The 12,559-nt window shown below is 70.5% G+C and carries 12 protein-coding genes; 7 read left to right on the top strand and 5 right to left on the bottom strand.

What is annotated here, in order from left to right:
- A partial coding sequence (locus AB0M20_RS08315; protein WP_364295780.1) for an ROK family protein occupies nucleotides 1–651 on the bottom strand: 651 nt, incomplete at its 3' end.
- 166 nt (nucleotides 652–817) lie between these two features.
- Between AB0M20_RS08315 and AB0M20_RS08310 the strand changes: the two genes are divergently transcribed.
- On the top strand, nucleotides 818–2,020 hold the full coding sequence (locus AB0M20_RS08310) for a chitosanase (protein ID WP_364295777.1): 1,203 nt from the start codon (nucleotides 818–820) through the stop codon (nucleotides 2,018–2,020).
- Here AB0M20_RS08310 and AB0M20_RS08305 read toward each other — a convergent pair.
- Nucleotides 2,017–3,171, bottom strand: coding sequence for a homogentisate 1,2-dioxygenase domain-containing protein (locus tag AB0M20_RS08305; protein WP_364295774.1), 1,155 nt, complete (start codon nucleotides 3,169–3,171; stop codon nucleotides 2,017–2,019). The genes AB0M20_RS08310 and AB0M20_RS08305 overlap by 4 nt on opposite strands.
- 82 nt (nucleotides 3,172–3,253) lie before the next feature.
- Between AB0M20_RS08305 and AB0M20_RS08300 the strand changes: the two genes are divergently transcribed.
- From AB0M20_RS08300 to AB0M20_RS08280, 5 genes are read left to right on the top strand one after another with little or no spacing between them, the layout of a single operon-like run.
- Nucleotides 3,254–4,099 (top strand): hypothetical protein, encoded by an 846-nt coding sequence (locus AB0M20_RS08300; RefSeq protein WP_364295770.1) that lies wholly within the window; start codon nucleotides 3,254–3,256, stop codon nucleotides 4,097–4,099.
- Nucleotides 4,100–4,108: 9 nt separating this feature from the next.
- Entirely contained in the window at nucleotides 4,109–4,567 is a 459-nt protein-coding gene (locus tag AB0M20_RS08295; protein ID WP_364295767.1) for an SRPBCC family protein, read from the top strand.
- Nucleotides 4,567–5,361: a PQQ-binding-like beta-propeller repeat protein gene (locus AB0M20_RS08290; RefSeq protein WP_364295764.1), complete on the top strand. Its 795-nt coding sequence runs from the start codon at nucleotides 4,567–4,569 to the stop codon at nucleotides 5,359–5,361. Before AB0M20_RS08295 ends, AB0M20_RS08290 begins: the two co-directional genes overlap by 1 nt.
- A gap of 9 nt (nucleotides 5,362–5,370) precedes the next feature.
- Complete coding sequence (locus AB0M20_RS08285; RefSeq protein WP_364295761.1) at nucleotides 5,371–6,579, top strand: MFS transporter; 1,209 nt, start codon at nucleotides 5,371–5,373, stop codon at nucleotides 6,577–6,579.
- Between the two features lie 4 nt (nucleotides 6,580–6,583).
- The gene (locus tag AB0M20_RS08280; RefSeq protein WP_364295758.1) at nucleotides 6,584–7,552 is read left to right on the top strand and encodes an aldo/keto reductase; all 969 of its coding nucleotides are present in this window, start codon (nucleotides 6,584–6,586) and stop codon (nucleotides 7,550–7,552) included.
- Between the two features lie 15 nt (nucleotides 7,553–7,567).
- Here AB0M20_RS08280 and AB0M20_RS08275 read toward each other — a convergent pair whose 3' ends face one another.
- The 3 genes from AB0M20_RS08275 to AB0M20_RS08265 form a co-directional block, all read right to left on the bottom strand.
- A complete protein-coding gene (locus AB0M20_RS08275; RefSeq protein WP_364295755.1) occupies nucleotides 7,568–9,226 on the bottom strand; it encodes a fumarate hydratase in 1,659 nt (552 codons plus the stop codon).
- A 71-nt stretch (nucleotides 9,227–9,297) separates the two neighbouring features.
- The gene (locus AB0M20_RS08270) at nucleotides 9,298–10,599 is read right to left on the bottom strand and encodes a hypothetical protein (RefSeq protein ID WP_364295752.1); all 1,302 of its coding nucleotides are present in this window, start codon (nucleotides 10,597–10,599) and stop codon (nucleotides 9,298–9,300) included.
- 60 nt (nucleotides 10,600–10,659) lie between these two features.
- On the bottom strand, nucleotides 10,660–11,127 hold the full coding sequence (locus tag AB0M20_RS08265) for an Lrp/AsnC family transcriptional regulator (RefSeq protein ID WP_364295749.1): 468 nt from the start codon (nucleotides 11,125–11,127) through the stop codon (nucleotides 10,660–10,662).
- Between the two features lie 88 nt (nucleotides 11,128–11,215).
- On the opposite strand from AB0M20_RS08265, the gene hppD reads away from it, so the two are divergent.
- The gene (gene hppD / locus AB0M20_RS08260) at nucleotides 11,216–12,370 is read left to right on the top strand and encodes a 4-hydroxyphenylpyruvate dioxygenase (RefSeq protein ID WP_364295746.1); all 1,155 of its coding nucleotides are present in this window, start codon (nucleotides 11,216–11,218) and stop codon (nucleotides 12,368–12,370) included.
- Nucleotides 12,371–12,559: the final 189 nt, after the last annotated feature.

Here is a 12,559-nt window from a genome sequence, read left to right as displayed (position 1 = left end):
GGCGATTCCGTCGGCCTCCGGCCCCACGCGGCGGCGGGGTTCGGCGACCGCCGCGAGGTTCACGTCGTTGTCGACGTCGACCCGGGTGCCCAGGCGGGCGGCGATCTCCGGCACCAGGCCGGTACGCCCGAAGCCCGGCACCTCCACGTGGTGGATGATCTCCGACCTGGCGTCGTACGAGCCGGCCACCCCGAGCTGGACCTGGCGGATCCGGTCGGCGGGTGCGCCAGTCTCGGCGCGCAGCCGGGCGACCACGTCGGCGATCGCGTCGACCGGGTCGGTGTGCAGGAAGTCGACGCGGGCCTCGACCCGGGCGCGGACCGCGCCGGTCAGGTCGGACACCGATGCGGCCAGTGACGGCGCGTGGCTGGCGCCGATGTCGCGCACCGAGATCGCGGCGGTCCAGGCGGCATCCGGTTTGGCGGAGTAGATCTCGGCGTTCGGGCCGGGCCGGCCGCTGTTGTAGCCCACCACCGAGATCAGGCCGGCGACGGTCAGGCGGCGCAGCACCTCGGAGATCGTCGGCGTCGAGAGCGCGGTCAGCCGGCGCAGGTCGGCGCGGGTGAGGTGGCCGGGGTCCAGCAGGTGGGCGAAGGCGGCGCTCTCGTTCATGACGCGGAGCAGCTTCGACGAACCCGCAGGGCGCGACAACCGGCCTCCTCAGATGGTTTGTCACGGAACGTAGGCGGGCGCGGCATCGGTGTCAAGCGATGCTGCACGGACCGCCTTATCGACGCTCACCAATTGATTAATTAGTTTAACTGTCCTAGCGTGACCTGCCGGAACGAAACACCCCCACACATCCAGCAGGAGCATCATGTCCATCCCCAGGACCGTGTTCGCGGTCAGCGCAGGATTGCTTCTCAGCTCGGCTGCGGTCGTCTTCGGCGTCCTGCAGGCGGAGGCCGCCGCTGCCGGGCCGGTCGTCGGCCTCGCCGGCAAGTGCGTCGACGTCAACGCCGCGAACAGTGCCAACGGCACAGCCGTCCAGCTCTACACCTGCAACCAGACCAACGCCCAGATCTGGACCGTCGGCAACGACCTCCGAGCGCTCGGCAAGTGCCTCGACGTTCCGTCCGCGGGTCGCACCGACGGCCTCAAGGTCCAGCTCTGGGACTGCAACGACTCCGCCGCGCAGAAGTGGATCGCCGACAACGGCGGGTTGCGCAACCCCAACTCCGGTAAGTGCCTAGACGTGCCCAACAGCAACAGCGCCGACGGCACCCGGCTGCAGATCTGGACCTGCAACGGCGGCGCGAACCAGCGATGGACCTTGCCGGGCGGCGGGACCACGCCGCCCACCGACCCGCCGCCGGCCGCCGGCACGCCGCTCGACAACCCGGCGAAGAAGGACGTCGCGATGCAGATCGTCAGCACGGCGGAGAACTCGTCGCTGAACTGGCGGGCTCAGTTCAAGTACATCGAGGACATCGGAGACGGGCGCGGCTACACGGCCGGGATCATCGGCTTCTGCTCCGGCACCGGTGACATGCTCGAGCTGGTCGAGGCGTACACCGCGGCCAAGCCGGGCAACGTGCTGGCCAAGTATCTGCCGGCGCTGCGCCGGGTCGACGGGACCGACTCGCACGAGGGTCTCGACCCGAACTACACCCGCGACTGGGTGACGGCCGCGAACGACACCGTGTTCCAGAACGCTCAGGAGTCCGAGCGCGACCGGGTCTACTTCAACCCCTCGGTCCGCGACGCCAAGAACGACGGCCTCCGCGCGCTGGGCCAGTTCGCGTACTACGACGCCGCGGTGATGCACGGCTACAGCGGGATGCGCTCGATCCGCAACGCCGCGCTGCGGGTGGCCCGGCCGCCGTCGCAGGGCGGAGACGAGACCGCGTACCTCAACGCCTTCCTGGACGCGCGGGTCGTCGAGATGAAGAAGGAGGAAGCGCACGAGGACACGTCCCGGGTGGACACCGCGCAGCGCGTTTTCCTCCGCAACGGCAACCTCGACCTGAACACCCCGCTGGTGTTCCACGTCTACGGCGAAGAGTTCCGCATCCCCTAACGGTTCCAGGTCCAGGCGTAACCGGTGTCCTCCACCGCTAGGCCGGCGTCGCAGAGATCGAGCGGGCGGAAGGTGTCGACCATGACGGCGAGTTCGTCGAAGAACTCGGCACCCAACGCCCGCTCGACCGCGCCCGGCTGCGGCCCGTGGGTGAACCCCGACGGGTGCAGCGAGATCGACCCCTGCTCGATGCCGGAGCCGCGGCGCGCCTCGTAGTTGCCGCCGGTGTAGAACATCATCTCGTCGGAGTCGACGTTGTGGTGGTTGTACGGCACGGGGATTGCCAGCGGGTGGTAGTCGACCTTGCGCGGCACGAACGAGCAGATCACGAAGTTGGGGCCCTGGAACGTCTGGTGCACCGGCGGCGGCTGGTGGACGCGGCCGGTGATCGGCTCGAAGTCGTGGATCGAGAACGCCCACGGGTACTGGCAGCCGTCCCAGCCGACCACGTCGAAGGGGTGCTGGGCGTACACGTGCTTGGTCCAGCCACCGCGGGCCCGCACCAGCACCTCGACGTCGGTGCCCTCGACCAGCAGCGGGTCCTCGGGGCCGCGGATGTCGCGCTCGCAGTAGGGCGAGTGTTCGAGGAACTGGCCGCGGACCGACAGGTAGCGCTTGGGCGGGCCGATGTGGCCGGTCGCCTCGATGGTCAGGATGCGCACCTTCTCGTCCGGGATGATCCGGTGCACCACGGACGTCGGGATGATCACGTAGTCGCCGCCCAGCACCTCGAGCACGCCGAACGTGGTCTCGATGGTCGCCGAGCCGGACTCGAAGTAGAGGCACTCGTCGCCGATCGCGTTGCGGTACAACGGCGACGGGCGGTCGGCCACCACGTACCCGATGCGCACGTCGTTGTTGGCCAGCAGGGTCTGCCGGCCGAGCACCGCGTCCGCCGGGCCGTCGTCCAGCTTGTGCGTGCGCAGGTGCCGCGGCTTGAGCGGACGGTTCGGCGTCTGCCTGGTCTCGGGCGGGTCGAACGGCTCGGCGGCCGAGATCGCGGTCGGCGCGTTGCGGTGGTACAGCAACGACGAATCGGCAGAAAAGCCCTCCTGGCCCATCAGTTCTTCGGCGTACAGCCGGCCGTCCGGCCGACGGAACTGCGTGTGACGCTTCCTCGGCACGTCCCCGACGCTTCGGTAGTACGGCATCGTCGCCACCTTCACCCGACCGGAATTCCGACATAGCGGACGCTGTTGTCCACTTCTCGCAGCGTCTATTAGGTTCGGTTTCGTGTCAACGATGGTGCCACCGCTGTTCGCCGGGATCGTCGATGACGCATCCCTGCTGCCGCCGGGCATCATCACGGTCTCCGCCGCCACGACCGCGTTCCGCGAGCACCAGCAGGCCTGGTACGCCGGGCTGTTGAACACGTTCCTCGTGCCCTCGTCGCTGCTGGATTTCGCCTGTGACCCGCCCGGCCTCCCGGTCGGCGTGATCAACGACATGCCGATCGGCGGCCTGCCCGCGGCGGTGGCCAAGCTCCGGCACAGCGGTGCGCGGGTGTGCCAGGTCGAGGCGGCGGTCGCCCGGCGCGGCGAGGATCCGCAGCCCGGGCTGGCCGATCTGCGCCGATTCGCGCTCAATGACAAAGACCTCGACGTGTACGCCGAGATCCCGCTGAGCTGGGGCCTGCTGGCCGCCCTCGACGCGGTCGCCGCGGCGCGCGCGGACGGCTTCCGGCTCGCGCCGAAATTCCGGGTCGGCGGGCTGGCCGCCGAGCTCTTCCCGACTCCGGTCGAGCTGGCCGCGGTGATCTGCGCGTGCCGCGACCGCGACCTGCCGTTCAAGCTGGCCCCCGGCATCCGGCACGCGCTGCGGCACACCGACCCGGAGACCGGCTTCACCCATCACGGCTTCCTCAACGTGCTGGTCGCGTCGCTGCTGGCCGACGACGGCAACGAGGTGGCGGAGGTCGCCGAGGCGCTGGCCGCGACGCACCCGGTGCCCCTGGTCGAGCCGGCCCGGGCGCGGCGCGACCAGGCCCGGCCGCTGTGGGTCGGGTACGGCGCGGTGGCCGTGCTGGACCCGCTGACCGAACTGATCCGACTCGGTCTCGTCAGCGCGGGATATGAATAGGATGCTGACATGTCGACTGTCGTGGTCACCCGCCTGGTGGAGGCTCCGGTCGAGGACGTCTGGCGGGTGTTCACCGACCTGCCCCGCCGCTGCGAGTGGCTGTCCACGGTCACCGAGGTGCAGTTGCTGACCGACGGTCCGTTCGGGCAGGGCACGGTCTGGCGGGAGACGCGCACGATGCCGGACGACGCCGAGATCACCGAGGAGTTCCGGGTGGCCGAGTGCGTCGCGCCGGCCGAGTTCGTGGTCGAGTCGCCCGGGATCGGTGCGGAGTACCGGATGGCGTACACCTTCGTGCCGGTGACCGAGGGCCGGCACCGCGGTGGCACCATGGTCACCGTGGTTCAGGACGGCACGCCCACCGCCCCGGCCGGTCGCTTCCTGGCGATGGTGTTCGGGGGGCTGGCCGCGCGTACGGTCGAGGGCGCCCTGCGTCGGGATCTCGACGACCTGGCGGCTGCCGCGTAGTGCGTCGCCTTCTGCTGGCGCTGGTGCTCGTCGTCGCCACCGGCCTGATCGGCTGGCGAGTGCTCCGGCCGACGGACCTGCTGTCGCCCGGCGCGGTCCCGCCCGGGGACAGGCCGGCCGCCGGCGTCACCGGTCGCACCGCCTCGCCGCCCCTGCTCGTGGACGGGCGGCTGCGGGTCTTCGCGAGCAAACGGCAGGTCCGTGCCGACGGGCCGATCTCGCTCAAGACGATGTACACGCCGTCGTGGTCGTTCCGGCGGTGGCCGGCCCAGGTCAGCGGCGTCGTGGCGGCCGGCGCCACGGTGGTCTCGCGCTGGTCGGACGGGCAACTGGTGGCCATCGACGGGCTGACCGGCCGTGCGCTCTGGCGGGCGTCCGGGCCGCCGGCCGGCGGATTCATCGACGCGCGGACGGCGGTGTGGTCGCCACCGGGGTTCTCCGCGACCGCCGGCGCGGTCCTGGTCTCGTCCCGGGGCCGGGTCAGCGCCTTCGCGGCCGCCACCGGCGCGAAGCTGTGGGACCGCCCGAGCGGCGAGGTGCCGTTGCGGTCGGCCGGAGCCACCGGCCCGATCACCGGACCCTTCGAGATCACCGCCGACCGGCATCTGGTGATCCGCTCGGCGTCCGGCGTGGTGACCGCCGACTTCCCGCTGAAGACGACGCAGGAGAGCAGCCTCGACTGGAAGCCGGGCGGCTGGCAGCTCGCCGGGAACTTCCTCGCCGTCGAGCGGCTCAAGAGTGACGGCTCTCCCTTCTCGCCGGAGCCCGTGGTGATCGTTTCACTCGGCCCATAGGCTGCGCTGATGCATCGGCTGGCCCTCGCGGCACTCGGGGCGTCGGCCTTCGTCTACGTCACCGCCGAGACCCTGCCGGTCGGGCTGCTCCCGGAGATCTCATCCGGGCTGCACGTCAGCGAGTCGGCCGTCGGCCTGCTGCTGACCAGCTACGCCGTCGTTGCCGGGGTGACCACCATCCCGCTGACCGCGATCACCATGCGGATTCCGCGGCACCGGCTGATCGCCGTGACCGTCGCGATCTTCGCGGTGTCGCAGGTCTGCGCGGCGCTGGCGCCGAGCTTCGCCGTGCTGGTGCTGGCCCGGCTGATCTGCGCGGTGGCGCACGGCGTGTTCTGGTCGGCGATCGCGCCGGTCGCCGCCCGGCTGGCGCCACCCTCGATGGCCGGTCGCGCGACGGCGATGGTCTTCGCGGGCAACTCGCTGGCGATCGTGCTCGGCGTTCCGCTGGGCACGGCGCTCGGGCAGTGGCTGGGCTGGCGCGCCGCGGTGGCGGTGCTGGGCGGGCTGGGCGTGGTCTGCGTGCTGGTGCTGCTGCGGGTGCTGCCGGCGATGCCGGCGCTGCCGAAGGATCTGGGTACGAGCCTCCGCACGCGCCTGCATGCTTCGGTGGCGATCCTGCGGTCCAGGCCCGTGGCGGCGGTCTGCCTGATCACGGTGGTGCTCGTGGTGGGGCACTTCGCGGCGTACACGTACATCGCGCCCCTGGTCCGCCGCGACGGAGGCCTGACCGGCACCGGCCTGAGCGCGCTGCTGCTCGGCTACGGCGCCTTCGGCCTGATCGGCAACTGGGCGGCCGGCCGCTTCGTGGACCGCCGGCCGGGCCCGCTCCTGCTGACCCTGATCGGCGCGCTGACGGTTTCGCTGCTCGCGCTGATCCCGGTGTGGGGCGTGGTGCCGACGGTCGCTGCGGCGCTGCTGTGGGGCGGAGCGTTCACGGCCAGCCCGGTCTGTCTGCAGGCGGCGGTGCTGCGCGTGGCGCCGGAGGCCAGGGACGCGGCGTCGGCGGTCTACGTGGTCGCCTTCCAGGTCGGCATCGGCGCCGGAGCGCTGGTGGGCGAGCGGTTGTTCAGCGCGGGCCGGCTGGCCGCACTGCCGCTTATCGGAGCGGTGATGGTCGCCTTCTCCGGCGTGTTGGTCCTGCTGAATCGCACCGCCTTCCCGCGTACCGCGGGCGGTCTAGGCTCGAGACCCGAGCCCCGGACGAAGGCGAAGTGAACTCGTGAAGTACACACGACTGGGCCGCACCGGGCTGAGGGTGAGCCGGATAGCGCTGGGCTGCATGAGCTACGGCGTCGCGACCGCGGGCATGCATCAGTGGACGCTGGACGAGGACGCCGCCGCCCCGCTCTTCCGGCAGGCCGTCGAGCTCGGCGTCACGTTCTGGGACACCGCCAACGTGTATCAGAGCGGCACGTCCGAGGAGTTCGTCGGGCGCGCGATCACCCGATTTTCCCGGCGCGAGGACATCGTGCTGGCCACGAAGGTCAGCGGGAAGATGCACGACGGGCCCGGTGGCAGCGGCCTGTCCCGCAAGGCCGTTCTCGAGCAGATCGACGAGTCGCTGCGCCGGCTCGGCACCGACTACATCGACGTCTACTACATCCACCGCTTCGACGACCAGACGCCGGTCGAGGAGACCATGGCGGCCCTGCACGATCTGGTCCGGGCGGGCAAGGTGCGCTACCTCGGCGCCTCGTCGATGTGGGCGTGGCAGTTCGCGAAGATGCAGCACGCCGCGGTGGTGCACGGCTGGACCACCTTCTCGGCCATGGAGGACCAGTACAACGTGCTCAAACGCGAGGAGGAGCGCGACATGATCCCGATGTGCCTCGATCAGGGCGTCGGGCTCACCCCGTACTCGCCGCTGGCCAAGGGCCGCGCCGCCCGGCCGTGGGGCGAGCAGACCGCCCGGTCGGCATCCGACAACGTCGCGCGGGCGTTCGACCGGGAGGTGGACAAGCCGGTGGTCGAGGCGATCCAGCGGGTCGCCCAGACCCGGGGTGTGCCGATGGCGCAGGTCGCCCTGGCCTGGGTGCTGTCCAAGCCCGTCGTCGCCAGCCCGATCGTCGGCGCCACCAGGCCGAAACACCTGCAGGACGCCGTCGCCGCGCTCGACCTCGAGCTCACCGCCGGCGAGACGGCCGAGCTCGAGGACCCCTACACGGCCCAGGACAACTACTGGTGGTGACCGCCGGCCGGCGGTCTAGCGGCGACCGATGCTCAGGACCGGCTTGGTGACCTCGGCGAAGAAGTCGTTGCCCTTGTCGTCCACGACGATGAAGGCCGGGAAGTCCTCCACCTCGATCCGCCAGACCGCCTCCATGCCCAGCTCCGGGTATTCCAGGACCTCGACGTGGCGGATGCAGTCCTGGGCCAGGCGCGCCGCCGGGCCGCCGATCGAGCCCAGATAGAAGCCGCCGTGCGTCTGGCAGGCCCTGGTCACCTGGGTGGAGCGGTTGCCCTTCGCCAGCATCACCAGCGAACCGCCCGCCGCCTGGAACCTCTCCACGTAGGAGTCCATCCGGCCCGCCGTCGTGGGTCCGAACGAGCCCGACGCGTAGCCCTCCGGCGTCTTCGCCGGACCCGCGTAGTAGACCGCGTGGTCCCGTAGGTACGACGGCATCGGCTCGCCCGCGTCCAGCCGCTCGGCGATCTTGGCGTGGGCGATGTCCCGGGCCACCACCAACGGGCCGCTCAGCGACAGCCGGGTCTGCACCGGGTACTTCGACAGCAGCGTCCGGATCTGGTCCATCGGCTGGTTGAGGTCGACCTTGACGACCTCTTCGCTGCCCAGGTCGACGTCCGGCAGGAAGCGCGCCGGGTCCGGCTCGAGCCGTTCCAGCCAGACGCCGGACGGCGTGATCTTCGCGACCGCCTGCCGGTCGGCCGAGCAGGACACCGCGATGGCCACCGGGCAGGATGCGCCGTGCCGGGGCAGGCGGATCACGCGTACGTCGTGGCAGAAGTACCGCCCGCCGAACTGCGCGCCGATGCCGAAGTCGCGGGTCAGCTCGAGCACCGCCGCCTCCAGCTCGACGTCGCGGAAGCCGTGCGCCGCCATCGAGCCCTGCCGCGGCAGGTTGTCCAGATACTTCGCGCTGGCCAGCTTCGCCGTCTTGAGCGCGTGCTCGGCGCTGGTGCCGCCGATCACCACCGCCAGGTGGTAGGGCGGGCAGGCGGCGGTGCCGATCAGCCGCAGTTTCTCGTCCAGGAACTCCATCATCCGCGCCGGGTTCAGCAGCGCCTTCGTCTCCTGGTAGAGGTAGGACTTGTTGGCCGAGCCGCCGCCCTTGGCCATGAAGAGGAACTTGTACGCGTCCGGCTGCCCGCCGGGGTCCTCGGCGTACAGCTCGATCTGCGCCGGCAGGTTGGTGCCGGTGTTCTTCTCGTCCCACATGGTCAGCGGCGCCAGCTGCGAATACCGCAGATTCAACCGGGTGTACGCCTGGTACACGCCGTCCGCGATGGCCTGCTCGTCGGTGCCGTCGGTGAGCACGTGCCGGCCGCGCTTGCCGAGCACGATCGCCGTGCCGGTGTCCTGGCACATCGGCAGCACACCGCCGGCCGCGATGTTCGCGTTGCGCAGCAGATCGAGCGCCACGAAGCGGTCGTTCGGCGAGGCCTTGGGGTCGTCGATGATCGCGCGGAGCTGCGCCAGGTGGGCCGGCCGCAGGAAGTGCGCGATGTCGTGCATGGCCTCGGCGGTCAGCGTGGTGAGCACGCTCGGCTCGACCGTCAGGAAGCGGCGTCCGCCCGGACCCTCGACCACGTCCACGCCCTCGTCACTGATCAGGCGGTACTCGCATGCGTCGTCACCGAGCGGCAGCAGCGGCGCGTAGGAGAACGGGGTCGGTGCGGTCATGAGCGGCAAGCCTAATCCGGCCGATCCGCAAGGTGAAAACCGCTAGGTCACTTCCCGGTACCGGTTTCCGGTCACCGATACGGAAGGTAAGCCATGTCCCGCCCGTCCACGGCGATCAAGCCGTCCGGCCCGCAGGCGAAGACCTTGGCTTCGGTACGCGTCTCCACCAGCACCTGCCCGCTGGCAGGCGACAACGCCAGGATCCGCCGCGGTGACGTGTTCGCCACCACCGCCGCGTACGGGGTGAGCGCCGCGGACGCCCCGTCGTTGACTCCGCGCCGCCACGTCACGCCGCCGCGGGAGAACGACCTCCCACTGAAGGTCCGCTGGTCGGCGCTGCGGACGATCGCGTACCCGTCGCTGACCGCCACCACGTCCTGGTCCTTTTCGCCGTACCAGAGGCGGCGCCCGTCGTGCGCGGCGATCAGCTCCTCGCGGCCGACCGGATCCACCCCGAGCACCACGTCGTCGCCGCCGGCCGGGTCGCGCTCCTGCTTGCAGGAGGAGCCGTTGTCCGCGGTACGCAGGTTGAGCCCGTCCCGCCGCCACACCACCCCGTCCGGCGGATCGGTGGCCACCACGCTGTAGTAGCAGGTGCCGTCGCCGGCCTTGCCCGTCACGGTGAGCACCCGCCCGCCGACCACGGAGACGCGTTCCTCCAGCTTGGGCGTCACGGTCTGCACGACCCGCCCGACCGCGGTGTCCACGATCCGCACCCGGCCGTCGTCCGGCAGCCCGAGCAGTGCCGGCAGGTACGGCCGCCCGGCCACCTGATCGTCCACTTGCGACGCGCCCAGCGGCTGGGTGTCCGGCAGATCGGGGTTCGCCGCGTCGAGCACGAAGCCGATGCCGCCGGTGCTCACCGTCCACAGCGGACGGGCGCCCCTGGGGTCCCAGGCCGAGAGCCGGCACTCGCCACCCTTGGCGCAGCTCAGGTCCACGATCGCGTCCGCGTACGCCCACACCGCCGTGGCCGTGGTGTCCGACCGCCGGACCACCCCGCTGCCGGGGTCGAGCACCTGGTAACCCTTGGTCAGCAGCTTGCCGGTGACCACCACGGCATCGTTGCCGCGGCCGGCCACCGAGCCCCAGTCCGCATCCGACTGCCACAGCTTCACGCCCGCGCCGAGCCCGTACGACTCGACCCGGGTGCGGTATTCGACGATCACCGCGTCGCCGGCGATGACCGCGCTCTCCGGCGAGCCGCTCAGCTTGACCTGCCACTGCGACGAGCCCTCGGCGATCGGGCCGCTCGCCGTGACCCAGCCCCACACCTTGGGCCAGGGGTTGAAGACGTTGGTCAACGCGAGCACGACGAAGGTCACGATGGCGAAGATCGCCAGGTATCCCCTCGGTGTGCCGCCGGAAGCCACGACACACGCTAACGAGATCGATCATTGTTGCCCGGGAGGATGCGATATGCCCGTGTCGATCTATTTCGCGGCTTCTGATACCAGCGGCAGCACGCGGTACGGGATCATCTCGGCCAGGGCGATGATCGTGGCCGCCCGCAGGATCCCCTCGAAGCCGAGGATGCGGTCGATCACCCGCTGCAGGTCGGAGTTGGAGCGGGCGACGACCCGGCAGAGCACGTCGCCGCTGCCGGTGATGGTGTGCGCCTCGAGCACCTCGGGGATGTCCGCGAGATGCTCGGCGACGGCCGTGTGCCCGTACCGCTGGCTGATCTCGAGGGTCACGAAGCTCGTGACCCCGAAGCCGATCGACGCGGGCGCGACGTCCGGACCGAAGCCGCGGATCGCTCCCCGCGCGATCAGCTTGTCCAGCCGGGCCTGCACCGTCCCCCGGGCGACGCCCAGCCGGCGGGAGATCTCGAGGACCCCGGCCCGCTCCTGCAGCAGCTCGATGACCCGAGCGTCAAGCTGGTCAAGTTGTACAGCCATAGTGATCAGCCACTCTACCAATTGCGCAGACTGCGCAGCAGAAAGAGTAACTATTGCCCAACCGGCGGAATGCGATCAGCCTCACATCATGACGCAGACGATGGAAAGCAAGACCGAGACCGCCGACGTCTTCCCCGTCAAGGGCGTCGACCACCTGCGGTTCCTCGTGGGCAACGCGAAGCAGGCGGCCCACTACTACTCCACCGCGTTCGGGATGACCTGCGTGGCCTATCGCGGCCCCGAGCACGGCTACCGCGACCACGCCGAGTACGTGCTGGTCAGCGGCTCGGCGCGGTTCGTGATCACCGGCGCGGTGCACGCCGGGGCGCCCGGCGCCGACCACGTGACCAAGCACAGCGACGGCGTCTCCGACATCGCCCTCACCGTCCCCGACGTCGACAAGGCGTACGCGCACGCCGTCGCCGCCGGGGCCCGAGGCGTCGTCGAGCCGTACGACGTCAAGGACGAGCACGGCTCGGTCCGGCTGGCGTCGATCGCGACCTACGGCGACACCGTGCACACGCTGGTCGACCGCTCGCAGTACGACGGCCCGTTCCTGCCCGGCTTCGTGGCCCGCGGCCCGATCGTCGACCGTACCGCCGCGATCGAGGCCGGCCTGCAGCCCAAGCGCTTCTTCCAGGCCGTCGACCACGTCGTCGGCAACGTCGAGCTCGGCAAGATGGACGAGTGGGTCGAGTTCTACGGCCGCGTCATGGGCTTCACCAACATGGCCGAGTTCATCGGCGACGACATCGCCACCGACTACTCGGCGCTGATGTCCAAGGTCGTCGCGGACGGCACCCGCAAGGTTAAGTTCCCGCTCAACGAGCCGGCCGTGTCGCGGCGCAAGTCCCAGATCGACGAATACCTGGAGTTCTACGGCGGCCCGGGCGCTCAGCACATCGCGGTGGCCACCAACGACATCCTGGCCAGCGTCGACGCCATGCGCGCGGCCGGCTGCGAGTTCCTGGACACGCCCGACTCGTACTATGACGACCCCGAGCTGCGGGCGCGCATCGGCGAGGTGCGGGCGCCGATCGAGGAGCTGAAGAAGCGCTCGATCCTGGTCGACCGGGACGAGGACGGCTACCTGCTGCAGATCTTCACCAAGCCCGTGCAGGACCGGCCGACCGTGTTCTTCGAGCTGATCGAGCGGCACGGGTCGCTCGGATTCGGCAAGGGCAACTTCAAGGCGCTGTTCGAGGCCATCGAGCGGGAGCAGGAGCTGCGCGGCAACCTGTAACACTGTCCCGGTGACCTACCAGCCACCGCCGCAGGGATACCCGCAGTATCCGCCCTATCAGCAGCCTCCGCCGGGCTACCGCCCGATGCCGCCGCAGCCGATGAGCCCGGGCGGGCAGCCGCTGGCCGACTTCGGCTCGCGGCTGCTCGCCTATCTCGTCGACAGTGCGATCGCCACCGGCATCGCCAT

The sequence above is a fragment of the Actinoplanes sp. NPDC051633 genome, assembly GCF_040681735.1.
Taxonomy (GTDB): domain Bacteria; phylum Actinomycetota; class Actinomycetes; order Mycobacteriales; family Micromonosporaceae; genus Actinoplanes.
This window is presented reverse-complemented; position numbering and strand designations above follow the sequence as displayed.